The sequence below is a fragment of the Chryseolinea sp. T2 genome, from assembly GCF_037203685.1.
GTDB lineage: Bacteria > Bacteroidota > Bacteroidia > Cytophagales > Cyclobacteriaceae > Chryseolinea.
Genome location: NZ_JBBCAU010000002.1, coordinates 1,036,394 through 1,062,160, shown reverse-complemented (window position 1 = coordinate 1,062,160; position 25,767 = coordinate 1,036,394). Strand labels below are relative to the sequence as shown.

General features: G+C 47.8%; 22 protein-coding genes. 20 read left to right on the top strand and 2 right to left on the bottom strand.

The features are described 5' to 3' along the window. Positions 1–149: 149 nt before the first annotated feature. Entirely contained in the window at positions 150–2,312 is a 2,163-nt protein-coding gene (locus WBG78_RS09125; RefSeq protein WP_337326098.1) for a beta-N-acetylhexosaminidase, read from the top strand. A 413-nt stretch (positions 2,313–2,725) separates the two neighbouring features. Here the strand turns inward: WBG78_RS09125 and WBG78_RS09120 are convergent, their stop codons facing one another. Both WBG78_RS09120 and WBG78_RS09115 read right to left on the bottom strand, forming a co-directional pair. Then, positions 2,726–3,997 carry a flavohemoglobin expression-modulating QEGLA motif protein gene (locus WBG78_RS09120; RefSeq protein ID WP_337326097.1) on the bottom strand — a complete coding sequence of 424 codons (1,272 nt, stop codon included), beginning with the start codon at positions 3,995–3,997 and terminating at the stop codon, positions 2,726–2,728. A gap of 58 nt (positions 3,998–4,055) precedes the next feature. Beyond that, positions 4,056–4,550, bottom strand: coding sequence for a YqhA family protein (locus tag WBG78_RS09115; protein ID WP_337326096.1), 495 nt, complete (start codon positions 4,548–4,550; stop codon positions 4,056–4,058). A gap of 426 nt (positions 4,551–4,976) precedes the next feature. Between WBG78_RS09115 and WBG78_RS09110 the strand changes: the two genes are divergently transcribed. The 19 genes from WBG78_RS09110 to WBG78_RS09020 all read left to right on the top strand — a co-directional run bounded on the left by WBG78_RS09110 (position 4,977) and on the right by WBG78_RS09020 (position 25,759). After that, positions 4,977–7,058: a sigma 54-interacting transcriptional regulator gene (locus WBG78_RS09110; protein ID WP_337326095.1), complete on the top strand. Its 2,082-nt coding sequence runs from the start codon at positions 4,977–4,979 to the stop codon at positions 7,056–7,058. 235 nt (positions 7,059–7,293) lie between these two features. Next, positions 7,294–7,620, top strand: coding sequence for a hypothetical protein (locus WBG78_RS09105; RefSeq protein ID WP_337326094.1), 327 nt, complete (start codon positions 7,294–7,296; stop codon positions 7,618–7,620). A gap of 61 nt (positions 7,621–7,681) precedes the next feature. After that, positions 7,682–8,899: a DcaP family trimeric outer membrane transporter gene (locus WBG78_RS09100; RefSeq protein ID WP_337326093.1), complete on the top strand. Its 1,218-nt coding sequence runs from the start codon at positions 7,682–7,684 to the stop codon at positions 8,897–8,899. A gap of 42 nt (positions 8,900–8,941) precedes the next feature. Next, a complete protein-coding gene (glsA, locus tag WBG78_RS09095) occupies positions 8,942–9,997 on the top strand; it encodes a glutaminase A (protein ID WP_337326092.1) in 1,056 nt (351 codons plus the stop codon). After that, positions 9,978–11,327, top strand: a complete 1,350-nt coding sequence (locus WBG78_RS09090; RefSeq protein ID WP_337326091.1) for a hypothetical protein — start codon at positions 9,978–9,980, stop codon at positions 11,325–11,327. The genes glsA and WBG78_RS09090 overlap by 20 nt, the downstream gene beginning before the upstream one ends. 16 nt (positions 11,328–11,343) lie before the next feature. Further along, entirely contained in the window at positions 11,344–12,456 is a 1,113-nt protein-coding gene (locus tag WBG78_RS09085) for an amidohydrolase family protein (RefSeq protein WP_337326090.1), read from the top strand. Positions 12,457–12,470: 14 nt separating this feature from the next. Continuing rightward, a complete protein-coding gene (locus WBG78_RS09080; protein ID WP_337326089.1) occupies positions 12,471–13,211 on the top strand; it encodes a DUF2490 domain-containing protein in 741 nt (246 codons plus the stop codon). Between the two features lie 5 nt (positions 13,212–13,216). Further along, complete coding sequence (locus WBG78_RS09075) at positions 13,217–14,356, top strand: hypothetical protein (RefSeq protein WP_337326088.1); 1,140 nt, start codon at positions 13,217–13,219, stop codon at positions 14,354–14,356. A gap of 53 nt (positions 14,357–14,409) precedes the next feature. Next, positions 14,410–15,030 (top strand): DUF4136 domain-containing protein, encoded by a 621-nt coding sequence (locus tag WBG78_RS09070; protein ID WP_337326087.1) that lies wholly within the window; start codon positions 14,410–14,412, stop codon positions 15,028–15,030. Positions 15,031–15,043: 13 nt separating this feature from the next. Beyond that, complete coding sequence (locus WBG78_RS09065) at positions 15,044–15,634, top strand: outer membrane beta-barrel protein (RefSeq protein ID WP_337326086.1); 591 nt, start codon at positions 15,044–15,046, stop codon at positions 15,632–15,634. 36 nt (positions 15,635–15,670) lie between these two features. Next, positions 15,671–17,134 carry an aspartate ammonia-lyase gene (locus WBG78_RS09060; RefSeq protein WP_337326085.1) on the top strand — a complete coding sequence of 488 codons (1,464 nt, stop codon included), beginning with the start codon at positions 15,671–15,673 and terminating at the stop codon, positions 17,132–17,134. A 65-nt stretch (positions 17,135–17,199) separates the two neighbouring features. Further along, complete coding sequence (locus WBG78_RS09055) at positions 17,200–18,264, top strand: type II asparaginase (RefSeq protein WP_337326084.1); 1,065 nt, start codon at positions 17,200–17,202, stop codon at positions 18,262–18,264. A 75-nt stretch (positions 18,265–18,339) separates the two neighbouring features. Then, the gene (locus WBG78_RS09050) at positions 18,340–19,641 is read left to right on the top strand and encodes an OprO/OprP family phosphate-selective porin (RefSeq protein ID WP_337326083.1); all 1,302 of its coding nucleotides are present in this window, start codon (positions 18,340–18,342) and stop codon (positions 19,639–19,641) included. 10 nt (positions 19,642–19,651) lie between these two features. Continuing rightward, entirely contained in the window at positions 19,652–20,551 is a 900-nt protein-coding gene (locus tag WBG78_RS09045; protein ID WP_337326082.1) for a hypothetical protein, read from the top strand. A 92-nt stretch (positions 20,552–20,643) separates the two neighbouring features. Then, complete coding sequence (locus WBG78_RS09040) at positions 20,644–21,291, top strand: porin family protein (RefSeq protein WP_337326081.1); 648 nt, start codon at positions 20,644–20,646, stop codon at positions 21,289–21,291. A gap of 167 nt (positions 21,292–21,458) precedes the next feature. After that, on the top strand, positions 21,459–21,995 hold the full coding sequence (locus WBG78_RS09035) for a DUF4136 domain-containing protein (RefSeq protein ID WP_337326080.1): 537 nt from the start codon (positions 21,459–21,461) through the stop codon (positions 21,993–21,995). 28 nt (positions 21,996–22,023) lie between these two features. Then, positions 22,024–22,518, top strand: coding sequence for a hypothetical protein (locus WBG78_RS09030; protein ID WP_337326079.1), 495 nt, complete (start codon positions 22,024–22,026; stop codon positions 22,516–22,518). A 48-nt stretch (positions 22,519–22,566) separates the two neighbouring features. Next, positions 22,567–23,355, top strand: a complete 789-nt coding sequence (locus WBG78_RS09025; RefSeq protein WP_337326078.1) for a bestrophin-like domain — start codon at positions 22,567–22,569, stop codon at positions 23,353–23,355. Positions 23,356–23,533: 178 nt separating this feature from the next. Next, complete coding sequence (locus WBG78_RS09020) at positions 23,534–25,759, top strand: alpha-glucuronidase family glycosyl hydrolase (RefSeq protein WP_337326077.1); 2,226 nt, start codon at positions 23,534–23,536, stop codon at positions 25,757–25,759. Positions 25,760–25,767 lie beyond the last annotated feature (8 nt).

Sequence of the window (25,767 nt, the reverse complement as noted above, 5' to 3'; positions counted from 1 at the left end):
GATGGCTGGTGCCTCTCTGGTGCCTCTCTGGTGAGGAGAAGGTTGTCCACAACTGCAGTTCTATGCTCCGACTGAACCGTATATTCTTGCCGCAAGAAATGGTTGCGCCTTATTGTGTCTATATTACACGACTATCATTACTCACCCCAATGAAAGTAGTAAAGGCGATATTTAAGTACCTGCTGATCGGCACCGGCATCATCATCATTTCCTCGGTTGTTTTCCTCCTTGCTTACTATCACCTGAAATACAAAAAGCCTGTCGTGGCTTCCGCGGAAAACACCAGCGTACAGCCTGTCCGTGCTGCGGCGACGGATAGTCCGCTGCTCGTTCCTGTGCCCAGGCAGCTAACCTGGAAACAGGGCAGCTTTCATCTGCCCACGCAACTTAAGGTCCAGGCATCTTCCGATGATTCACCTGCCATTATTAACATGGTTAAGAACCGATTGCCTGTTTCTAAGTCACCCCTGGCAGCAACCAACGGCCATCTTCGATTCGCAAAGAGCGAGAAACTAAAAGACCAAGGCTATCACCTTTCTGTTCAACCGGCCTATATCTCCATAGAATACAAATCACTTCAGGGCGCCTTTCACGCACTTACCACATTAAAGCAGCTGGTAACCAAAGATCAGTCCATCCCGGCCGTAACGATAGACGATGAACCTGACCTCGCCGTTCGTGGAGCATTGATTGACATCAGCCGCGGCAAGGTCCCAAAAGTTGAAACCGTTTATGAACTGGTTGATCTCCTTGCCGACTTGAAATTCAATCAACTTCAATTATATGTCGAAGGGTTCTCCTTTGGATACCCTTCTTTCAAACAATACTGGGAAACCACAAACACTCCACTGATGCCGGAGGAGATCCAGGCCATTGATCGATACTGCAAAGAGCGATACATCGAACTTGTTCCGAATCAGAACTCACTCGGACACATGCAGGACTGGCTTAAACAACCTGACCTGAAAGACCTTGCCGAATGTCCCGAAGGATATAAACTACTCGGTCTTATTGAAGTAAAGACTACGCTGTCGCCGACCGATCCGCGAAGTCTTGACCTCGTGAAGAAGATGAGCGAAGATCTTCTTCCCAACTTCTCCTCGAACCAATTCAATGTGAACCTCGACGAACCATTCGAGCTGGGAAAATCGAAGCAACGGCCAATATCCGATCACCGGCAAATTGCTGACCTGTATCTTGGTTATGTAAACCAACTGCATGGCTATGTGAAAACAAAAGACAAGCAGATGATGATGTGGGGAGATGTGATTTCCAAAACACCAGAAGTGATTAGTCAGATACCGAAAGATATCACGCTACTGGAATGGCGATACGAGGCCATACAACCATTTGAAGAGATTTGCGCGCATTATAAGGAGGGCGGTATTCGATATATGGTTTGTCCCGGAACCAGTACCTGGTCGAGCTTTACCGGCCGTACCGACAACATGATGGCCAATGTCTCAAATGCAATTGAAAGTGGAATTAAATACGGCGCAGAGGGAATGCTGATCACCGACTGGGGCGATACGCCGCATCAGCAGTACCTGACCGTAAGCTTCGCAGGACTCACCTATGCCGGGGCGTTGAGCTGGAACTATGCAAGTAAAGACGATTTAAGACTGAGTGAATTTCTCAGCCACCGCGTCTTCAATGATACATCAGGCACAATGGGTAGTCTGGTGCTGGATCTCGGACGCTACAACCAATTCGAAGAGTATCCGATGCTGTCGATGACTACCACAAACCTCGCGTTACGACTGGGCATGATGGATCCTGTTATGCTGGATGCGATCGGAAACAAGATGCAACAGGGTGTTATCGAGTTGTCCCCATTCGATTCCGTCACCAACTCCCGCGTAATGAACATGTTCACTCACCCGAAAGCATATCGGTCGAAATCTTTGCTGTCGTATCTCTCTCAAATGGGTGAAGTCTTAAACCATGTCTCGCTCGACAGACCGGATAGCGCTCTCATTCTCGCCGAGTACAGGAATGCCATTCGTATGATCCGCGCCTCTGCGTTGCTGAAACATTACAACCTGTTTCACCTCGAGGAATCCGACGAACAAAACAGGACGACACTGACGGAGATAAGTACATTGTGCCCGATCATCTTGTCAGAACACGAAAGAGTCTGGATGGCGCGCAACAAAAGCGGTGGATATGAAGGAAGCATAGAAACATTGAAAAAACTCCAGTCTGATGCCGGGAAACAGTTGGAACTTCTGGATGCAAATTTTGTCTCCAGGTGGGGACATCGGCAACTTGATAAAATGATAGCGGCAGCGGCAGCGGTTTATCTGAGGTGAATGGGCTATCAGATGGCTGAAATGATCATATTATTTAAATTCCGTTCTGCGATCAATGACAAAAAGGTCTTTCGACGTTCCAATTATCTATAAAATTCGTGCGTGCGTTTCGCGCGATGAACTGCTTTTTTTCATAGGACGTTTGCAGATCGCGCGAAGGATTTTTAATTCGTTCGCTGCTATTGATCGGTGATCCCTACGGGATCGGAATCCAATTCGTGCTATTGATCGGTGATCTCTACGGGATCGGAATGCAATTCCTGCTATTGATCTGGGATCCCTACGGGACCGGAAATGCAATTCGTGCTATTGATCGGTGATCTCTACGGGATCAGAATGCAATTCGTGCTATTGATCTGGGGTCCCTACGAGATCGAATTCAATCCAATTTATTGACGAAGATATCTATGGATCTACACGCCCTGCATCTTGAGTTCTTCTTCAAACTCGATAGCACGATTCAAATACAGCTTGTCGAGCCTGATGTTGGCGATAAATGCAGAATACGCCAGGGATGCCGACAACCGTTGCAGGTCATTTGCCCACAAAGGTACGTATGTTGGCCCGATAAGCCATCCGCTCTCAAACAAGGGTGCGAGGCGCAGGGTGTCTGCCAGAGTCAGTCGCCCGGAGAACGCGTTACGTATTAACTCGGGCCTGCATTCTTTAATGGCTAGCCGGAAGAATGTGTGTACCTCAAGCAAACCCTGAAGATACATCGCATCCTTTGTAAACACTATACCATCTTTAACGGCACCTCCTCTGAAGACCCTTTGTGTCGAACGAACGGACTCCTCTTCGGTTTGACCTTCCTTGACGAAGAACTGAAAGACGTCTATGAAGTTTGCACCTTCAAGCGCCATCTGGATGGCAATTACGCGCAGTGCAATTCGACGCAGCCGCGCGATATCCATTGAGTTGGTAAACAACTCGGCCATGACAGCAATTCCCTCCTGCGTACGGGTCGTACGTGGTGCACCTAGTCCCAGACATTGCAGATTTCGTTGCTTCTTTCCGTTCAATTGTGTGGCCGAGTGAACGAATGCCTCGTGAAACAGGAGCTGATCCTTGTCGAGCTGAGAGAACAGTGCACTGCCCCGAACGCGAATGCGCGCGCTGCTTGCCAGCGCTTTCGCCGACATTGCCTGATCAATCATGACCTCGACCGTGTCATGGACAAAAAACTCATCTACCTCCGATTTCATCCAGCTGGCAAAATCTTCGGCCGTGATATCCACAATGGGCTTATGAATTGCTGCGTTGCCCAACAAGCTATCCGTTAATTCCAGGAAGAAGCGGGCACTTTCAACAGCGGAGAAGGATTGTGTTTTGTAAACTGAGTCTGGTCGTCCGTAAATTCTTGAGGATAGCTTTGTAAATTCAGGTGTACCTGCTGCCATGATCATTCTGGCAGCGTCAGCGTAACTGGATGCCGTTTCGTACAGGAACTTTTCAACCGGGTCATTCCGATCGCACGTTTCCGCCAGGCCAATTAATGTTTGAACGTTCGTAGTGAGATCCGGAAGATTCAGATTAATGACCGGAAGTGTGCGTCGTCCTGCGCGCCAGTCTTCCAGAAACTTTTCTTCTGTGCCCAATGGCCAGCTGAGTGCTGAGAGCACTTTGATCTTTTTGGCGGCACTGACTATGGCACTGTCAAGGTCTCTGATTTTTGATTCGTCCATCTGTAGTTTGCATTTATGCTATCGAGGTTGAACGATAGATACTCAACAATCTCAAATTCTAGTGCCCGCCATGTTCGCCTTTCTTCAGAAAGAACAAGCTGACAGCTATTAGAAGAATAGCCCCCGGTACCGTCAGGTCCTGGAAGGTAATTGGCTTTGCCTCCAGACGCAGCTCTGCGAGATAGGCCAGGTAGGATATCACCAACGTTGTAAGTACAGCCTCCCACAGGATCACTTTTAGTTCAACAAAGTTTTTCACCTTAAGCCAACCGGGCAGATTGTGAGGCAACGCCTGGTCCGTTTTGTTGTTGAACAACACCATGAGCCCAAACGAAAACACGAAAAGAACGATTGCCAAAAGAAAAAGGTCCACGGCTTTCAGCAACGACAGGGTAGCATACTGGACGCTTCCGTGTTCGCCAGATTCATCAAAGAAATGGAAAGCATGAGTAAAGTCGTATATCCCGAGACCAGTAATGAAAATTCCTGCGGCAAAAACAAATACAACGATAACGATTATAACAATAGTGAGCAGATTAAAGAGCGTCTTCATAGGGGTGCTGTTGCTTTGCTGGCCAGCGTGCCATATCCTAATCCCGGACGACATTCTTCAACCATCTGTTATTTAAAAAGGTTAAAGTTGTGCTGCCGCGAGCGGAACGAATATAGATAAAAACCAACTTCAGTAAGACACTACCTATTCATATGTCTCCAAAAATGTTGATCAAAGTGAAACAGTCGGTTAAGCAAAACCGTCCAGGGAGGAAAGAGCTCCGTGATCGCGCACAGTGTAACAACTCCTTCCAAAGGGAATACATACAATGTCAAATAATTGCCTGTTAACATTTAACGGTGAAATCGCTGCCCCATTATTTGTCGCAAAAGCCTATATTTCGCAAGCAGAAACGTCCCTCTCCGTTTTGGCGCCAAGAACCACCGTGATGTGAGGGACACTGCCCGTTCTGTCCCGTTTAGTATTATGGAAGAGTTCTACCGATCATTCGGACTCGTATCGTGTGGTGTGTCCCTGGCCATGGGCAGCGTTTACCTATATCTGGGTTCCCTGCGAAAATCCGTGACGTATCTTCTTTTTGGCGTTATGGGTTTTTCGTTGTTCATTTTCTTTTTAATGCCCCCGTTGGGTTTTATCCTGGACGACACTCCTCCCTATACATCGGCCCTTCTGGTTAAACGGCTATTCATATTCGCTTACTATGGGATAACTCCCTGGTTTATTATCCATTACAGCGGGTACCCGAAGAAGTGGCCAGCCTACGTGCTTTCGGCGCTGGTGGTGCTCTGTTACCTGCTTATGGCTTTTACACCTGAATCGCCCGAAAAGCCATTTTGGGCCAAGCTTGCAGTTCTTCACTTTGCCGGCATTTTGATTTTGGGGCTCGTCGGCGCACGTCATCTCCATTCCCAGCATCAGGAAACTTCATCACGGTCCTTATATATAATAATGGCTCTCTACGCGATACTCGTAGCGCTTACGGCTGTTAACCAGTTTACAGAGGGAGCCCTGGGACGTTTATTCAACTTTGAATTGTTCTTTCCAATACATTTTCATTCGCTGTTTTTTATCCTCATCATGGGACAGCACCTGGTACTTGATCTGTTCGAAAGGTTCAGGCTGGAAGAACAATTGCATCATGCCGAAAACCGGCTGAAGTCGTTCTTCAACAATGCCCCCTTCATCGTCATGGAGACGGATGAAGCAGGTAAAATATTATCAATCAACAAATACGGAGCATTGCTCCTGGGCTATTCAAATGCTGTTGAGCTTGTGGGTGTGAACTGGTTTGATCATTTCGTTGAGCGCGACGATCGACTCTCGATGGAACAACTACATCAATCGCTCATCAAAGGCGAAACAGAACGAACATCATCGATAAGAACTATCGTCAAAGCCCGGAATGGAGAATCGCTTACTATCAGCTGGGCCACGTTCATCGTGACTGATGAATCGGGTTGCAATACGCGCATGATGGGTGTTGGGCAGAATATTACGGACGAGGAAAAAGCTGAAAAACTTGTCGAGCAATTAAAGAGCGAGCTTGCCAAGGAACAACTTCCGGAACCAAGCAACCTCGCGAATGACGCAAGTGAGATCATAGGATCCAGCAAAGCGCTGACATATGCCTTGCAAAAGGCTGGCCAGGTAGCCACTACTCATGCCCCTGTGTTACTGGAAGGTGAAACCGGAGTAGGCAAAGAGTTGTTTGCCAACTTTATTCATGAGAAGAGTTCCCGCTCCAAAAGAGCCTTTGTTAAGATCAATTGTGGTGCGCTACCCAAGGAACTAATTGAAGACGAGTTATTTGGACACGAGAAGGGAGCTTTCACGTCTGCGGTACAGGTGCGCAAGGGCCGCTTTGAACTTGCCGATGGCGGCACTTTGTTCCTGGATGAAATAGGTGAGCTTCCACTGGACATGCAGCCAAAACTCCTGCGCGTTTTGCAGAGCGGGGAATTCGAAAGGATTGGCGGCCAGAAGACGATCAAAGTGAACGTCCGCATACTTGCCGCCACCAACCGAACCCTTTCTGCCGAAGTTCAAAATGGTACATTTCGCAGCGATCTTTACTATCGCCTGAGTGTTTTTCCCATCACAATTCCTGCACTTCGCCAGCGCAACGAGGATCTGCCGACCTTGATCCAACATTTTATCGCCGTGCACTCCAGGGCGTATAATAAGTCGTTCCAGCAGGTAACACAGGCAGGTATGCGCCGGCTTCTCGATTATGAATGGCCCGGTAATATACGCGAACTCAAGAATGTAATTGAGAGATCTGTCATTTTAAGTGAAGGCAATACCATACGCTTTGACTGGTGGGATTCAAACGAGAATAGCGATGGCGTTGTAAGAGTCGAAGACAACAGTCTGGAGCGCATTGAACGCGATCATATTCTGTCAGTAATAGAGAAGTGTAACTGGAAAATTAACGGTGACAATGGCGCAGCGGTTATGCTGAATATGAATCCTAACACACTGCGCTCAAAAATGAAACGCCTGAGGATTGCCCGGCCCGTTGCTGACGAGCGTCCTCAAGGTGAATAGTACCACCTAAGCCCTTTCGAATCGCTCACGAAATATCGTGAGTATCACGCATCGTCGTTAGCTGACCGTCGTTGCCGGTGTAACATAATTGTGCGTGATCCTTCTCAATAATAAACTAAGTAATTGATTTTCAATAACGAATAAGACTGAATTGGGTTGTACGTGTTTGTTGGTATGGCAATTGGTATAGGCGCAGCGTTGCCTTTGTCCCTGTAACCCTGAACCCCTCACCACCATGGATAAAAAGAGCTACCTTCTAAAGATCTCCGGATCGATCGGTTCGTCCAAACACCGTGAGTTTGAGCAGACCGTTCGATTCGTCTTTAACATGCTACCCGGGAGTTGCTACTCCAGCAATCTGACGCTCGACGTTTTCCATCCGCACCTTTATCACGTTCTCACGCTTTGGCGCTCGGCCACAGATTTGGCAGCCTTCAAAGCGAGCGAGGAGTTCGACCTGATCAAGGGATCATTCAGAACGCTCGGCTACATCGACCGGACGTTTGCCGCCAGTCTCATCGACGAACACATTTTTGAGATCACAGAAGGAGACAATATTTAACCACCCTCAACTTCATATAAATGACCACACCCAATCTGTTAACCTTAATCTCTAACCTCCTATGAAAAGCTTATTACCGCGTTTGCGAACCCTAGTGATAGGGTTGCTAGTGATCACCGGCACAGTTGTGCAGGCTCAGGACGAGGAAGGCACAAAGACCATGGACATCTATGGCTTCATCATGATGGATGCCGGCTACAACTTCAACCAGATAGATCCTAACTGGTTCGATGTTGTACGCCCAACCAAGCTGCCTACCTACAAGAACCAGTATGGCACTGACGGGAATTTTTTCTTTAGTGTCCGCCAGACCCGCCTGGGATTCAAGAACTACTTCGACACCCCACTGGGCCAACTCTTTACGCAGTTCGAATTTGAAATGTTCGGTACTGGTGTTGATGCCGGCCAGACCACGATTCGTTTGCGCCATGCGTACGCCGAGTTAGGTCAGTTCGGTGTGGGTCAGTACTGGAGTCCCTTCATGGACATTGACGTATTTCCCAATACGGTAGAATACTGGGGACCTAATGGCATGGTGTTCTTCCGTAACGTTCAGTTTCGCTGGATGCCTATCAAAGGTGACACACGGTTAACTTTCGCATTAGAGCGCCCCGGTGCCAGCGCAGACCAGGGCGTATATGCCGGCCGTGTTGAGTTGCAGGGTGTAACGCCGCGCTTCCGGGTACCCGATCTGTCTGGTGAATTCCGCAAGGCATTGCCCGTTGGTTACGTGGAAGTTGCTGCGATCACCCGCCTTATTGAGTGGGAAGACAACAACACGGACCAGTATGACCTCAGCGATCGCGCTATCGGATGGGGTGTGAACCTCAGTACAAACCTGAAGTTCGGCGGTGGAAAAGACACCTTCCGCGGATCAGTTGTGTACGGCAAGGGTATCCAAAACTACATGAACGACGCTCCGGTGGATGTTGGTATCGAAAATGATTTTGGTAATGCAACCGCTCCAGTGAAGGGTGTAGCACTTCCTTTGATCGGTATCGTGGCATTCATTGATCACACCTGGAACGAAAAGTTCACAACAGCTGTAGGTTGGTCTATGTTGAGCATCGATAACTCTGATGGGCAAGACGACGATGCATTCCATGCAGGACAGTATGCTGCTCTGAACCTGATGTACTATCCTGTGAAAAACCTAATGGCGGGAATTGAATTCCAATATGGTGATCGCAAGAATTTCCGCGATGACTTTAATCCATCCATATTGAAGACTCAGTTCTCGTTCAAGTATAACTTCTCACAGTCGTTCTACAAGAAGTAATCACCACTCATGACAAACCATCCAACCTATCTATTTCACAATATGAAAACCACATTAGCGATCCTTGCGCTTGCCCCATGCCTGATCATGATGGCAACGATCGGCAAGGCACAATCAAAAAAATCGAAGGCCGCTCCTGCCCCCTCGCCCTACCAGGCAGCCATCGACCACGCCTATGCAAAATACAAAGACACCAAGGAAGGTAAGAATGCTGACTACATCAAGGAGCTTGCAAATGTAGATCCCAACATCTATGGTATCGCAATTGTGACTGTTGATGGACAGACATTCACTGCAGGTGATCTGGATTCCAAAGTATCCATCCAGTCGATCTCAAAAGTATTCACGGTTGCCAAAGTCATCGAAGAACAAGGCGCTAAAGCCGTAATGGACAAGATCGGTGTTGATGCAACAGGTTTGCGTTTTAATTCAATTGTTGCCATCGAACTTCAGAAAGGGAAAGAGATCAACCCATTGGTTAACCCTGGCGCTATTGCAGCCATCAGCTTAATTAATGGCGCTGACTCGGCGGCAAAGTGGAAAAATGTACTGGATACCCACAGTGCATTTGCCAATCGCAAGCTTTCGTTGAATATGCCGGTTTATATCAGCGAAGCAGGGGACAATCTGCGTAACCAGGCGATAGCGCACCTGTTGTATGCCTATGGCAGAATGTATTTTGATCCTGTACAATCCACGGACGTGTACACAAAAGCATGTGCGATCAATGTGAATGCGAAGGATCTTGCGACCATGGCGGCAACACTTGCAAACGGCGGCACTAATCCTCTCTCAAAGCAGAAAATTGTATCACCTGAAACATCGGCATTTACCATGTCGATCATGGCAACTGCCGGTCTATACGATGACTCAGGTCAGTGGTTGTATGCCGTTGGTCTTCCCGGCAAAAGCGGTGTTGGCGGTGGAATCATTGCTGTGTGCCCGGGCAAGTTTGGAATCGCGGTAATCTCTCCCCCGCTTAACGTTGTGGGAAATAGTGTTAAAGCACAAAAGACGATATATGATATCGTGAAGGAGCTTAAAGTAAATCCATATTACGTCGAACCAAAAGCAACGGATGCAACAGCAAAAAAATAAGTCAATCAATCGACACGCTAAAGCATGGCGCACTCCTGCAGGAGTGTGCCTGCTTTTCTGTTTGTTTGTATGCAGTGCGTTCGGCCAAATGGAGTTGCCGAACGATTCATTAAAGGTAGACCCCAACAGCACTGTCTATCCAAACATATCAGCCGGTGAATTCACGCCTGGAAAAGGCTTTAAACTGGTGAGGAATCAGTTTGCCAGTCTTAATTTCAGTGCGTACATGATGGCCAGATACGTCACACAAACACCTGGCGCCGACACCTGGTATGATCACCTTGGCAACGCTCGCGAATTCAAAGGTCGCAACGATATCTATTGGCATCGCGTCATGCTCTGGTTCACCGGTCATCTCGGTACCCCCAAGCTTAACTACATGGCAACAGTGTGGACGGTATTCACCACGCAGCAGACACTGGTCTACGGAAATATTTCATACACATTCAACAAGCACTTTAAAGCAGCCATCGGCATAACGCCTAATCTTTGTATCCGGAGTCTTCAAGGCCCTTTTCCATTCTTCTCGTCCACGGACCGGACTATGACTGAAGACGCGCTCCGGGGTGGATTCACGAATGGCTTTTTTGTCACTGGCGAGATCGTTCCTCGTTTGAATTACACGCTTATGCTCGGTAATAATCTTAGTCAGCTGGGCATCAAAGCGGGCCAACTTACCCGCCACATGTCGAAAGGAATAAACCTCGTGTGGTTGCCTACCACAGGTGAATTTGGACCGCGGGGTGGAAATGGTGACTTTGAAGAACACACCAAACTTTCCACACGATTTGGAGCCAATTACTGCCACAGTCGTGAGAATCGCTTTAATAATATTGACACTCCCAGTCCCGACAATACACAAGTTCGTATGAGCGATGGAGTATTGTTCTTTGAAACTGGCTCATTAGCGCCTGGAGTTACTGTAACAGAGGCAGACTACGACATGGTCGCTGTTGACCTGGGCTTCAAATACCGCGGCCTTGCTGTACATACCGAATTTTACAATCGACTGCTTTCAGACTTCGATGCAGATGGTGATACGCCGCTGAAGCGAATCAACGATAAGGGTTACAAACTGGAAGTTATGTACATGGCCGTGCCCAAGATCTTGTGCATCTATGGCATCACTTCACAAATACGTGATGAGTTCAAACGCAATCCATGGGAAGCGGGACTTGGCGTGAACATTTACCCTTATAAAACACGCAGCTGGCGTATCAATGCACAGGCAATTCATGTTTACAAGGCCGCTGCCGGAGGGGTATTCGGACTCTATACCGCCGGACAGACGGGAATGAATTTCACAATCGGCACGGATATCTTACTGTAACAAGCAAAGGATAATTATGCAACGTAAACTCTACACGCCACTCCTCGTTGTCCTTTTCCAGTGCATGACCTCGTGTTTGATCAGTCATGCTCAGTCCACACGTCAGGCCAGTACGTTTCTTTATAACGACAGCCACTTTCACCTGACCAACTACATCCAGGAAGGCATCACTGTAAAACGTCATCTGGAATTGATGGGTGACAAAGTGAGCCGTTCAACATTATTCGGCATCCCTCTGCAGCAGCAATGGTCGTATGAGAACTCAGGTACCTTTGCTCCTTCTTATTACCTGCAAAGCGATGCTCCACTGTATTACTATTCATTTACAGATGCTTACATCGCGATGCAGTACAAATCATTGACAACTGCTCAGCAGGCGCGGTTTGATCCGATGATCACCGGGTTTAATCCTGCCGATATGTACGCTTATAAACACATCGAACGCGTGCTCAGAACCTTTCCAGGCGTGTTCACAGGTATCGGAGAATTCTCGATACACAAGGAATTTGTATCTTCAAAAGTCGCTGGCGAAGTGGCAAGCCTCAACAATCCTGCGCTGGACAGCATTTTAGCTTTCGCCGGAAAAGTGGGACTATTAGTCATTCTTCACAACGACGTGGATATGCCCATGGCAAAAGACAAGGCAGAACCCGTCTATCTCAATCAGATGAAAGAGTTACTGAAACGTCACAAGTCAACAACAATCATCTGGGCCCATGGGGGATTGGGACGCATTGTGCATCCCGTGGGCTATGGGTCCGGCGCGAATGGAGAACGTACTTCAACACAAATAACCGTGATGGATCAAATATTATCGGATCCCGAATTTTCACACGTTTACTTCGACATTTCGTGGGACGAAGTGGCCAAGTACATTGTAAGCTCGCCACAAAGCATTCAGAACTCGGCCACGTTATTTAACAAATATCCCGACCGGTTCCTGTTTGGTACCGACGTGGTCGCTCCGCCTGATCAACCATTTTACCTGGCTGTACACAAGATGTATGAGCCGCTCTGGAACGCACTGACTAAAGAGACGAGTCAAAAAATCAGACTCGACAATTATGTTCGCCTCTTTGATGCAGCCCGTGGGAAAGTAAGAGCGTGGGAACGAATGAATATTAAATGAACCTGAAAGTCTGTATGATGATACGTTTAGTCTGCGCCGCATCCACTCTTGGTCTGTTGACCCGCGAAACAAAAGCGCAGGGACAGCAATTGTGGCTGGACTATCAGGTGGACTATCCTTTTGCCAATCAATATTTATTTGAAGTAACAACAAGTTATCAGACAAATGCCTGGTCAAGTAATGACTGGCGCAATTATAGCATAACACCAACATTCGAGTGGCAACGTTTCGAATTCCTGGATTTCCTGTTCAACGTGCCTATTGCGTATACGGTTCAAACAGAAGACTTCAACTCTTTCGAACTTGATCCATCGGTTGGCGTACGATATCACATTACACAAAATAAAAGGATCACTTCCCGTCTGATTTTTAAGCTGGAGGAACGTGTGTTTCGGGACATAGAACAGGATGAGTGGGAAACCAGCAACCGGATGAGACTTAAAGGGGAGATACTCATCAGTCTCAATGGCCCTAATCTGTTCCAGGATAATCTATGGTGGACAATACTCGATTACGAAGAGTTCTTTGTGACTGATCAGCAGGTGGATGAGCGGTTTGCCAATCGCCGGCGCGGGCGCCTGGGACTTGGATACCGACTGGACTATCGCAACAGGTTTGAACTGATCTATACACTGCAGTCATCGCGCGATGAGATTGGTGGGGATTACAGTCGCCTTGATAACGTGTTGCAACTGCGATACAAAATGTTTCTTAATCCATCTAAGCCAAAAGTACCTTCTTCAACCGACAATTGAAATCAATGAAATTGAGAGCGATCATTAAGTGTATCACCCTTTCATTACCACTACTTGTGGCACTAATACGGAATGGCCAGGCACAAGTGTATTCAAACAGAGAAGTAGGTAAAAAAAATGCTGATCTGGTTGACAGTCTAAAGGCCGCGGAGTATCCGTATGCCCTTCCTATCTGGGGACAAAAAGCAACCGCGCGTGGATTTAATCTTCCATATTCAGCAGGCATAGGAGTAAATTACCTTTGGTCTAAGGCCGATATTGTGATCTCAAATCTTAAAGTTGGATTTAACAATAATCCGATGCGAGATCTTAGCGAAGTGGTTCGCTTCGATAATTCAGTATCTGAGGCGCAAGGCGTAAACATAAGGCCTGACATTTGGCTATTCCCCTTCCTGAATATTTACGGAATAATAGCTAAGTCCCGACCCTCGACTAATGTTAAGTATGGAATCTATGTACCCGACGCCGACGGTAACTGGAACAATGTGCTTTCCATGAGCAGCCTTGCGGAGTTTGACGCCACCACTCTTGGCTTTGGACTGACACCAACGGTTGGTATTGGTGGAGGTTGGATGGCGCTCGATATGAACTTTACCTGGAGCGATATCGCCGCGCTGGAGAAACCAGCGTTTGCCTATGTCTTTGGTCCCCGGTTTGGAAAGAGCTTTAAGTTAAAACAAAAGGATAGAAACATCGCAGGCTGGGTTGGCGGCTTTCGCCTTAACATCAACACGGGAACAACTGGATCCCTTAACGTTGCTGATGTACTGGATCTTAGCGGGCTGCAGACCCGAGTAGACAATGGAATTGACAAAGTTGCCAATACCCAGACTGAGGTTGACGCATGGTGGAACGGACTTTCAACAATCGAACAAAACAACCCCGTTAACAAAGCCAAGTATGCGACGGCCAACCGTGCGCTGGACACGGCGGGAGCATTTCTTAACAATCTTGATGAAGCATTGAATGATGAGCAACACGCTACGGTACAGTACTCACTTGATAAGAAACCGAAAGATATGTGGAACTTCATTATTGGATCCCAATACCAGCATAACAAACACTGGATGGTCCGTTGTGAATATGGATTCCTCGGCTCACGTCAGCAAATTATTGCAGGTTTGCAATATAGATTTGGATTATAAATAACCATGAACAATAGCTTTAACCATAAATCAACTTCTAAAACAAAAAAACCATGAAACACTTTTTAAAAGCCTCCCTGGTGCTGTTGCTGGCGGGATGCTATCCGCAGGGACCAGAATATGTTGAAGACACCGACGTGGTTTATACAACGCACGATGAAAAGTATACCTTCTCTGATAAGGATACGTATGCCCGGCCGGACAAGATTGTAATGGACGTTAAGATCGACAATGGTGACACTACGTACGAGTACATGCCCGACAAATTCGCCGACCAGATCTTCGACAAAATTGATGATAACATGACGGCGCTCGGATATGATCGTATACCGCTTAATGGCGACACCGATCCTGACCTGCTGCTTACTCCTGCAGCTCTTTCATCAACTACCTATTTCTACAGCTACTGGTATGACTGGTGGTATGGATGCTACTATGGTTGCGGATGGGGCTGGTACTACCCACCCTATTACACCATCAGCAGCTATACAACCGGCTCCATGATCATAACGCTTACAGATCCTCACTCCGCGGAAAACAGTCCCATCAATCGCTCACAAACGGTATGGGTAAGCGCAGGAAACGGACTCGTGAATTACGCCTACGACATTTCACGCGTATTGAAATCGATCGATCAGGCTTTCAAACAATCACCTTATCTGACAACCAAATAACTTTTTAACGATCATGAAACGACTTATCCTCACATTGACCATAGCTGTTGCCGCTGTAACCTTCAGCAAGGCGCAGAACAGTTACGTGGACTTCGCGTACTCGATCGGATTTGGCACCGGCGACATGGGTGACTTCATCAAGAAGGCAAGCTTCAGAGGTATCACCTTTGACTATCGCTATGCGGTACAACCAAACATTGCCATCGGCTTTAACCTTGGATGGAATACTTTCTATGAAGAAAAGGGAAGTGACAGCTACACGGTTGATAATGCTACCCTCACCGGCAAGCAATATCGCTACAGCAACAATGTGCCGATGCTGGCAACGGGAACTTATCTGTTTAGTCCTGATGAGTTCCTCTGCCCGTATGTAGCACTGGGAGTTGGTACTATGTATGCCCGTCGGAATACTGACATGAACCTCTATACGCTGGAGGAGGAAGGCTGGCCTTTCGTACTTCAGCCGGAAGTAGGTCTGCGTCTTCAGGCTGCTGATAACGTAGGAGTGTTGGTTAATCTGAAGTATTTGAACGGCTTCAAAGCTGGTGATTTCGACTCCACTCAGTCGTACTTCACCCTGAATGTTGGTTTCGCGTTCCACTAAGAAGCGCTACAACAGGAGACACCTAAAAACACCCATATGAAACCCGTTAACCATTCACGGCTTGCAGGAGCAGCCGTGCTGTCATTCTTTTGCTCTGTTGGTTTTGCCCAGCAGACTCGTACCGAGCACGATTTGCTCGGTGACAAGCAGATTCCGGCGAATGCCTACTATGGCGTTCAAACAGCGCGCGCATTGGAAAACTTTCCAATCAGCGGCGTGCCTACGAAGTTCTATCCCGACTACGTGAAGGCATTTGCCATCGTAAAACTGGCGGCCGCACGGGCGAACACGGAAGTAGGAAGAATGAAGCCTGAGAAGCTGGCGGCTATTGAAAAAGCCTGTCAAGCCGTGATGGACGGGAAATACCACGATCAGTTCCTGGTCGACATGATGCAGGGAGGTGCTGGTACTTCGGCAAACATGAATGCCAATGAAGTGCTGGCCAACATTGCGCTCGAACTGAGCGGCCACAAGAAGGGTGAATATCAGTTCATCGAACCACACGATGATCTGAACATGGGTCAGTCAACGAACGACACGTACCCTACTTCGATCAAGATTGCGTTGTTGTTACATAATGATAAGTTGATTAAAGTGCTTCAGGATCTGTCTTCGGCTTTCCATAAGAAAGGCGACGAATTCAAAAGCATATTGAAGATGGGACGCACCGAAGGTCAGGACGCGGTGCCAATGACTGTCGGGCAGGAATTCCATGCCTTTGGCAATCAGCTCGACGCGGAAATCGATGCTTTAAAGCGCGTCGAACATTTTCTCTGTAATCAGAACATGGGTGCCACTGCCATTGGAACAGGTATCACGGCATCACCTGGATACGCGGAGAAAGTAGCTGTGCAACTGGCGAAGATTACCGGAAAGCCAATCGTCATGAGCAAGGACCTTATTGCCGCCACCAGCAGCATGCAGGACTATGTCGTTTATAGCTCAGCATTGAAGAGTCTCGGTATCACGTTGTCAAAAATCTGCAGCGATCTTATCTTCCTCGCTTCCGGCCCACGGGCCGGAGTGTTTGAGATCAATCTTCCGGCCTTGCAGCCAGGATCTTCGATCATGCCCGGCAAAGTGAACCCTGTTATGCCGGAGGTTATGAACGAAGTTTGCTTTAAAGTCATCGGTAACGATGCTACAGTAAGCATTGCATCCCATTCAGGTTTGCTGCAGTTGAATGCCTATGAGCCCGTTGTTGCCATTGCCATCATGGAGTCGCAGGGACTCTTCTTCAAATGCGTGCCGTTGTTCCAGAAGAATTGCATTGAAGGAATCACCGTTAACAAGTCAGTGCTTGAGCACTACATGAACAGAAGCGTAGGGATCGTAACGGCACTCAATCCCGTGCTTGGTTACGATAAGACAACAGAGTTAGCGAAGGAAGCGCTCGCCACAAACAAGGGCATCCTGGAGCTTATCCGCGAGAAGAAGTTGCTCACCGAGGAACAGATTAAGAAGGTTATGGACCCGGCAACGATGACTTCTCCAAAGTAATGCATAGCACTTAAAGCTATCTATAAACACACCCAACCAATCAACCTAATTAACACCTACCAGTTATGAAACCTTCTCCCCTATTTGCGAGGATCATTGCCATTGCATTGATCGTCGTGAGCTTCTCTGCTGTTGCGCAGAAGAAAGCCAACGTTGTTATTCTAGCCACAGGTGGAACCATTGCCGGCGCAGCGGGCAGTGGCGTTCAATCCGGATATACTTCCGGACAGGTAACCATCGATGCGATGGTTAATGCCGTGCCAGACATTACCAAATTAGCCACTATCAAAGGCGAGCAAATTTCCAACGTCGGTTCACAGGACATGTCGTTCGAGATCATGCTGAAGCTTGCCAAGCGTATCGGGGAACTTGCCGCTACTGCAGACTGCGACGGTATCGTGATCACGCACGGTACTGACACCATGGAAGAGACAGCGTACTTCCTGAACCTGGTTGTTAAGACCGACAAGCCTGTTGTCCTTGTGGGTTCAATGAGGCCTTCTACAGCGGTAAGCGCAGATGGACCTTTGAATCTCTACAATGCAGTTGCAGTTGCCGCTGATCCCAATGCAAAGAACCGTGGCGTCCTGCTCGTCATGAACGACTGGATCCACTCAGCTCAGACTTTAACGAAGGTGAGCACTACGGCTGTTCAGACTTTCATGTCGCCTATTCGCGGGCTTATTGGAACGTCTGCTTATGGCAAGAATGAATACTATCGCTATCCTCATAATCTGTATGGTGCAAAGAGCGAGTTCGATGTTACCGGCGTGACCAAGCTTCCACGTGTTGACATTATCTACGCAGATGCTGATATGTCGCCTGATCTTATTGACGCTTCGGTGAAGTTGGGCGCAAAAGGCATTGTGATCGCAGGTGTGGGGAACGGTAACATGAACAAAGTTTCGCTTGATGCATGTGCAAGAGCAGCCAAGGCAGGCGTCATTGTTGTGAGAAGCTCGCGGGTAACCACAGGAAACGTGGATCGCAACGTCGAAGTAAACGATGATCAGCTTGGTCTTGTTGCCTCGTATGATCTTAACCCACAGAAAGCTCGAATTCTGCTTTCTGTCGCATTACTGAAGCCACGCAAACCCGCAGAGATTCAGAAATTGTATTACCAATATTAATTCATAATCAAATCAAAGGGCCGCCGGAAGGTAGCCCTTTGATGTAACCCGTCATCTGAAAACGAAAAAGCACCAATGCGTATCCTTAGATTGCCTCTCGTTCTTTTGCTTATGACCAGTGTGGTTATATGCATGCATGCGCAGGAGGCAAAGCCTGTTGAGAAAGTGGTACCCAACGGAAGCGATGGACTTGATCTTACGGTGCCAACACCGGATTCAATAAACACGCGCAGGCCTGAAGTAGTATCACCACAGGAAATCGCTGCACCATTTTCAACATTCCGGATAGGGCTGGGTTTTATTTACGATGGTACTGCGTATAATCCAAACGCCGTTTTTAAACAGCAAATGGATTCATTGAACGTCAAGCTCAATGCGACAACAAAGGTCCGCGACTTTCGGATATTGGGCAGCGGTGTATTCAGGACCAAACGCACGCTGGCCTGGAAATTTGCGTTCATGTATGATGGCTCAGCGAATGCCTGGCTTGTGAGAGAATCCGGATTCACAATTGGTGTACCCGAGCTATGGGGGCACATTTTCATCGGCCGTACCAAGGAGGGTTTTTCTTTGGTGAAAGTCATGAATGGCCATTCGTCATGGGGAAACGAAAGACAAATGGCCCTCGATCCGATTCCCATTCTTGGTGATGGGATCAAATGGTTCGGCTTTGAGCCCAAAACTCGCATATTTTGGAATCTCGGCGCGTTCAATGACGCAATTTCAAAGGGACAGGGCTTCAGTACTTTCGAATGGCAGTATGTAGCACGGATTGGTTTCATGCCTATTTACGACAAAGAGAACAGTCGACTTCTGCACATCGCCGCCAACCTTAGATACGGCAAACCCAATGATGGACAGTTCGCGATCAAATCGCGTCCTGAATCAAACCCGACACCCTTTCTTCTCACTTCGGGAACCTTTGCTGCCGACCGATCGAATCATCTGGGCTATGAGATTTACTATAGCAATAAACGATTCACGGTCGGTTCCGAGGGGATGGTTCACAACTTTCATTCTAAGAATAGCCAAGACCACAGCTTCTATGGAGGCGATGTGGTGCTCAGTTATTTCCTGACCGGTACATCGCGCCCTTACAAAACTGATGGAAGCATTTATGGTTTTACTACCGTGCGGAAATCTGTTTTTAAAGGTGGATGGGGCGAATTTGAGGCCGTACTGCGCGCATCAACATTTAACGTAAATGACGGCGATATTAAGGGAGGCCAGTTTTGGCGTATCACCCCCATGGTTAACTGGTATCTTTCGAGGATCATCCGTATGGAATTTACCTACGGTTATGGTATTTTCGACAGGTTCGGCCTGAGAGGCACCACATCGTTCTTTGAAAGCAGATTGCAGTTAACGGTCATGTAACCAATATTGGATGAAGAACGAGGCTGTTGGCAAATATTTCAAATCCGTACTCATCGATTCATTTCGAATGGAATGCTCTGTGGTATCGTTGCCCGGGAGAACTATTGCTGTGTTCTTCTTTACGATATCGACATTTATCAACGGCTATGCGCAACAATTCAGTTCAGACAGCTGGCTTTCAAAGAAGCACGGCACGATAACCATCATTCCAACGGTTGGCCAGCGGAATTCAATGATCATGAACACCTATTCACTGTTTCCGCGATGGGAGTTCACTATCGCTGCCTACCTCTACAACAACGACAATAATCCACTCACCAATGATGGCTATTCCTCATCATTTTACATGAAGTACATGTTTTATGAGAATGAGTCGGAGACTGGAGGAGCGGCAGTTAAGGCGGGCACTGGTATGTTCCCTGGTTACATGGATGGAGAGGATCGCGTGAAAGATGCATTCAAGACATACTGGATGAATGTGCCCATAACCATTCCGTTTAGCAACAACAAGTTCTCATGGGATATCATGCCCGGCACAAGCGCGACAATAAATTACGGCGATGAAAAAACAACTGCATGGTCGTTTACCTATGCTACGCGTCTTGCCTGGTACCCCTTTGGAACGGAGGGATCAATTGTAGGCGAAGTATTTGGGGCTGAAGGCCAGGCACCAGCAATACCGGAATATAAGATAGGATTGCGATGGGAGCCGACTCCATATGCAGTGTTCGCCATTACGTATGGACAGGAGTTCCGAGGTAATAACGGTGCTGGCTTTGAGCTGGGTGTTATGCTCTTCACTCCACCTTTTGCCTGTCTCGGCGGATGTGGTACCAGCGATAAAAAGGACAAGAAAGAAAAGAAGAATAAAAAGAGTGCTGTTGAAAACACGCAGCAAACCAACAAATGAGTTATGGCTTAGAAGCTTGTGGCTTGAACTGATAACACAAAACTGAAATAAAATACTTTATCCGATAAAGCAGAAGACAAAACAAACCAACCATGAAAAAACTATTTTACACCCTGGCCCTATCGCTGCTCGTGATAGCAGCGCATGCGCAAAAGGATATCAGGCTGAACGGCTATGGTGCCTATGTATTCGATGACAAGTTTGATACGTACTATTCCAGCAATGTTTATGTTAATGGTAAGATTAAAGGCGGCTTTATGTGGGGCGCCGGACTCGAGCTTGGAATCAGAGACGACTATGGAGCGGAGTTATCGTATTACCGCCTCGACACTAAGGCACCTATATACCTCGCCGGCGTTCGCGATAGGACTATCGATCTCGGCGTTAACTACATTATGCTCGGGGGCATGCGATATCTGATGGTCAACAATGAAAAGATTGAACCCTATGGTGGTCTTTTGCTGGGTATGGCTATATTCAACAACAAGAATCCACAGGGAAGTGAAGCGTCCAGTGCAACGAAGTTCGCCTGGGGTGCACGCCTTGGAACCAACATCTGGCTATCTGACCGCGTCGGCTTAAAATTGCAGGCCTATGTCCTCTCTGCAGTACAAGGTGCCGGCGGAGGCTTGTACTTTGGTACTGGCGGTGCAGGCGCAGGCGTAAGCACATATTCGACACTTTATCAATTTGGCTTAGGAGGAGGACTGGCAATCAAGTTGTCTCCGGGCGGAGAATAACAACTCAGACTTGACGAACACTTTTACATTTTACATTTAGAATTTTACATTCTGCGGTTAAACTCAAAGCAGAACTAACTTCAGATGTGAGCAAAAATGTAAAATGTAAAACTCTAAATGTAAAATGTAAAACCTTAACAGTGACTTAAACTCTAACATCCAATCCTATGAAAGTTTTTTATTACGCTCTATTCCTATTTGCTATTGCAGCATGCTCGTCTGTAACAACAAGTTTTGACTACGACAAGTCTGCTGACTTTTCGAAATACAAAACTTATGCTTACACCGAACACACTCAGAAACTTCCTGAGATAAACAGCCTTGATCGCGACAGAATCCTTGGCGCCATTGACGCTGAAATGGCTAAGAGAGGCTACACGAAGTCTGATTCATCACCGGATGTTCTGGCCGATGTATTCATTAAGACTGAAGAAGAAATGACTGCAACGGCAACCAACACTGGCGGCTACGGTCGCTGGGGATACGGTTACGGCTGGGGAGGTGGTACTACTTATGTTGATTACAACAAGTACACCAAGGGTACGCTTTTCATCAGCCTTGTAGATCGCGGCACAGAGAAGATCGTATGGCAGGGTCGCGGCACGAAGACGCTGAATGAAAATGTGAAACCTGAGAAAAAGGAAGCTAACATCAAGTCTGCTGTAACGGCGATCTTTATGAAGTATCCTAAGACTGCCAAATAGTTAAGAACCACACCTTACTCCAACCCAAATGAAATCCAAAATAATCATTGCGCTTGTCATGGGCCTGTGCATTTCCTTCACCGGATATGCACAAACAAGCGATGCCGAAGCTGAAGCCATCATCAACCTCCTTGGCGTTCAAAAGAAAGAAGCCATCAGGCAACTTGTTGCCGTAGAGAAAAAAGACTCTGTAGCATTCTGGAAGCTCTATGACGAATATCAGGTGATCAACAAGAAAGAAGCAAAGAACAGGATTCAACTTTATGAGCGTACAGCGATGGCCTACGCGAAGATGACTCCGACTACTGCTGATTCGCTGGCAACTAAATATTTTGCTAACCGCATGGACCAGGAGAAAGAACTGGAGACTTATTACAAGAAGATCAAGACTGCAACAAATTCAGTTCTTGCCTTCCAGTTTTATCAGGCCGAGATCTACATGCTGACACAAATCAGGGCGCAGATCATGAACCAGATCCCATCTTATGGTCAGCTTGTGATGGCTTCAAAACAAAAGAGGTAGCAGCTCAAAACAGATAAATCAAGCAGGACAAAGAGAATAAGCAACGATATGTACTTATCATTCTACTATTCAATTGATACAGCGTTGCTGGCATTCATTCTTTTTTTGCTGATGATCAGTTTCATTGTGCTCGGACGGGTTCTGTCGAAAGACAGGATCACCTCCGACCACACCAAGAATCCCGGCAATGCAGCGATGGTCACGTCGCTCTATGCATTGCTGGGATTATTACTTGCCTTTACATTCGGCATGTCGGGCGACCGTTTCCGCCAGCGACGAACCATCATCGTCGAAGAAGCCAATGCCATTGGCACTGCGACACTCAGGCTGCAACTCTATGCCGATTCTGTACAGCCCGGCTTCCGCAAGTATTTTGCCGATTACCTCGAAGCACGGATTTCTTATTTTGACGCCGGCACCGACACCGCAAAGATCAGGGAAGCGCTAGTATTATCTCAAACGGCCGCCGACTCCCTTTGGCATATTGCCACTTCCAACTCACGCATCCCTTCAAACCTGGTCGCTTCCAATCAAATGGTCCCGGCGCTGAATCAGATGTTTGACATTGCCAATTCAAGATTCTGGTCGGAATATAACCGCACGCCGGCGTCTATTCTTTCCATGCTTTTCATACTCTGCCTTTCTTCCGCCTTTGTAGCGGGCCATACTTCTGTTGGGGAAGGAAAGTTCGACTGGTTTATGGCCGTAGGATTCTGCGTACTTATTGCGAGCGTCATTTATTTCATCATCGATCTCGACCGGCCCCGAGCGGGCACGGTTACCCTTCAGGACAGCGCACGAGCTATCTCTGACTTAAGATCTTTGCTAAAGCCTTAATGCAGAAGCAGTTTCTGCACCTTTGCTTTCACCTTTTTCGTCCCTCTGCTCCCGTTTTATCCCCATCTATTCCTACTCTGAATTGCTTTCTCTGAATTGCTGATCAGTCGTCACTCTATTTCACTCCCACACTGTTCCTCACTCTGTTTATTGCATCCGATTGCATAATTTGCCATCCATGCGTAATTACTTTCACTATCCCGTACCTCTTAAGTCGAGCATTATAGTATTCTCCCGCGTGTCGAATCACCAAAAACAACTACGCTTTGCGCTCGTCTGCTTTCTGTTGACAATTCTGCATGTTAATTGCGAGGCGCACGATGGCTACGATCTATGGCTGCGCTACTCTCCTCTTCCTGCATCAACAGCAGATACCTATAGAAGCGCGATCAAGGGTTGGTTCATTACCAGTCAGTCACCAACGGCAAACATCGTTAGGGATGAGTTGAACCGGGCATTGCCTGTGATGCTGGGCAATCGCGTGGCTGAGCTTAGGTCCCCAACCACTCAACAACAGGTTGTGTTTGGCACAACGCAGTCGCCATTGCTGTCAGGTCTCGCGTCTGAGCTGGCCGGGTTGGCCGCCGACGGATTCATCATTAAATCAACAACCGTTTATGGAAAACGATCTTGGGTGGTCGTTGGTTCGACTGAACAAGGCATGCTCTACGGTGCATTTCACTTCCTGCGACTTCTACGGACAGGTAACAATCTCTCCGACATCAAAAGCTCACCGCGAACAAAAGTGAGGGTACTGAATCACTGGGACAATCTCGACCGTACGGTAGAGCGTGGCTATGCTGGCTTTTCCATCTGGGACTGGCACAAGCTACCGGACTACATCGACCCCCGCTACTATGACTACGCACGTGCCAATGCCTCCATTGGCATCAATGCAACGGTGCTCACCAACGTGAATGCCAACGCGCTCATATTAACACCACAGTATCTGCAAAAAGTAAAGGCACTTGCCGACATCTTCCGTCCATATGGGATCAAAGTATATCTTACTGCGCGATTCAGTGCCCCCATAGAAATTGGAAAATTACCCACAGCGGATCCGTTGGATGAAAAGGTTCAGCAATGGTGGCGTGCAAAGATCGATGAGATCTATACTTACGTTCCCGATTTTGGTGGCTTCACAGTAAAGGCGAACTCTGAGGGTCAGCCTGGTCCTCAGAACTACGAACGCACTCACGCCGATGGAGCAAACATGCTTGCTCAGGCGTTGAAGCCTCACAACGGTATCGTTATGTGGCGTGCGTTCGTCTACGACAATAAAGTGCCGGTTGATCGCACCAAGCAGGCCTATAATGAATTCAAACCCCTCGATGGCAAGTTTCTCCCAAATGTAATGGTGCAGGTAAAGAATGGTCCACTCGACTTTCAGCCCCGCGAGCCTTTCCACCCTCTGTTTGGTTCGATGCCCTCGACAGCCATTCTCCCCGAATTTCAAATTACACAGGAGTACCTCGGCTTCGCCACACACCTGTTCTATCAGGGACCGCTATTCAAAGAAACTCTCGATGCCAACACATTCGTCAAAGGCAACTCATCACCTGTTTCAGGCGTGGTTGATGGCTCGCTCTTCAATCATCAGATGACGGGTATGGCAGGCGTTGCCAACATCGGCACCGATCGTAACTGGTGCGGCCATCCTGTCGCGCAGGCCAACTGGTATGCCTTCGGAAGACTCGCCTGGGACCATCAGTTATCGCCTCTTTCCATTGCTGAAGAATGGGTGCGCATGACCCTCAGCAACGATCCGCAGGTGGTCAGTACAGTTACCTCCATCATGATGGCTTCACGCGAAGCAGCTGTCAACTACATGACGCCACTGGGACTGCATCACATCATGGGCTGGGACCATCATTACGGCCCCGGACCCTGGATCAGCAACAAGCCCCGCGCCGACTGGACAGCGGTTTACTATCATCGCGCAGATTCACTTGGCGTTGGATTCAATCGCTCTCAGAGCGGCAGCAATGCTCTCGAACAGTATGCACCTCAGGTGAGAGAAATCTTCAACAATCCTGAAACGTGCCCGGAGCAATACCTGCTCTGGTTTCACCACGTCGCCTGGAACAAGCGTATGAAATCGGGACGCACGCTGTGGGATGAGATGTGCTATCACTATCAGCAGGGTGTTGACACTGTGGCATGGATGAAAAGCCAATGGGAATCGTTAAGCGGAAAGATCGATGCCGATACACACGCCCACGTTTCAAAGCTGCTGGCAATTCAACTTAAGGAAGCACGCTGGTGGCGGAACTCCTGCCTGCTTTACTTTCAACAATTCTCGCGCATGCCTCTCCCTTCCGGTGTAGAAGCCGCAGATCAGACTCTGGAATATTATGAAAGTCTTCAGTTCCCTTATGCACCAGGCATAAGACCCAAATGGTAGATGTGCTG

Coding starts and splice junctions, on each gene's coding strand:
- WBG78_RS09060 (WP_337326085.1), top strand. CDS start 15,671: ATGAAACCCGTTAACCATTCACGGCTTGCAGGAGCAGCCGTGCTGTCA.
- WBG78_RS09040 (WP_337326081.1), top strand. CDS start 20,644: ATGAAAAAACTATTTTACACCCTGGCCCTATCGCTGCTCGTGATAGCA.
- WBG78_RS09085 (WP_337326090.1), top strand. CDS start 11,344: ATGCAACGTAAACTCTACACGCCACTCCTCGTTGTCCTTTTCCAGTGC.
- WBG78_RS09045 (WP_337326082.1), top strand. CDS start 19,652: ATGAAGAACGAGGCTGTTGGCAAATATTTCAAATCCGTACTCATCGAT.
- WBG78_RS09105 (WP_337326094.1), top strand. CDS start 7,294: ATGGATAAAAAGAGCTACCTTCTAAAGATCTCCGGATCGATCGGTTCG.
- WBG78_RS09025 (WP_337326078.1), top strand. CDS start 22,567: ATGTACTTATCATTCTACTATTCAATTGATACAGCGTTGCTGGCATTC.
- WBG78_RS09120 (WP_337326097.1), bottom strand. CDS start 3,997: ATGGACGAATCAAAAATCAGAGACCTTGACAGTGCCATAGTCAGTGCC.
- WBG78_RS09030 (WP_337326079.1), top strand. CDS start 22,024: ATGAAATCCAAAATAATCATTGCGCTTGTCATGGGCCTGTGCATTTCC.
- WBG78_RS09050 (WP_337326083.1), top strand. CDS start 18,340: ATGCGTATCCTTAGATTGCCTCTCGTTCTTTTGCTTATGACCAGTGTG.
- WBG78_RS09065 (WP_337326086.1), top strand. CDS start 15,044: ATGAAACGACTTATCCTCACATTGACCATAGCTGTTGCCGCTGTAACC.
- WBG78_RS09070 (WP_337326087.1), top strand. CDS start 14,410: ATGAAACACTTTTTAAAAGCCTCCCTGGTGCTGTTGCTGGCGGGATGC.
- glsA (WP_337326092.1), top strand. CDS start 8,942: ATGAAAACCACATTAGCGATCCTTGCGCTTGCCCCATGCCTGATCATG.
- WBG78_RS09080 (WP_337326089.1), top strand. CDS start 12,471: ATGATGATACGTTTAGTCTGCGCCGCATCCACTCTTGGTCTGTTGACC.
- WBG78_RS09020 (WP_337326077.1), top strand. CDS start 23,534: ATGCGTAATTACTTTCACTATCCCGTACCTCTTAAGTCGAGCATTATA.
- WBG78_RS09075 (WP_337326088.1), top strand. CDS start 13,217: ATGAAATTGAGAGCGATCATTAAGTGTATCACCCTTTCATTACCACTA.
- WBG78_RS09100 (WP_337326093.1), top strand. CDS start 7,682: ATGAAAAGCTTATTACCGCGTTTGCGAACCCTAGTGATAGGGTTGCTA.
- WBG78_RS09115 (WP_337326096.1), bottom strand. CDS start 4,550: ATGAAGACGCTCTTTAATCTGCTCACTATTGTTATAATCGTTATCGTT.
- WBG78_RS09110 (WP_337326095.1), top strand. CDS start 4,977: ATGGAAGAGTTCTACCGATCATTCGGACTCGTATCGTGTGGTGTGTCC.
- WBG78_RS09035 (WP_337326080.1), top strand. CDS start 21,459: ATGAAAGTTTTTTATTACGCTCTATTCCTATTTGCTATTGCAGCATGC.
- WBG78_RS09055 (WP_337326084.1), top strand. CDS start 17,200: ATGAAACCTTCTCCCCTATTTGCGAGGATCATTGCCATTGCATTGATC.
- WBG78_RS09090 (WP_337326091.1), top strand. CDS start 9,978: ATGCAACAGCAAAAAAATAAGTCAATCAATCGACACGCTAAAGCATGG.
- WBG78_RS09125 (WP_337326098.1), top strand. CDS start 150: ATGAAAGTAGTAAAGGCGATATTTAAGTACCTGCTGATCGGCACCGGC.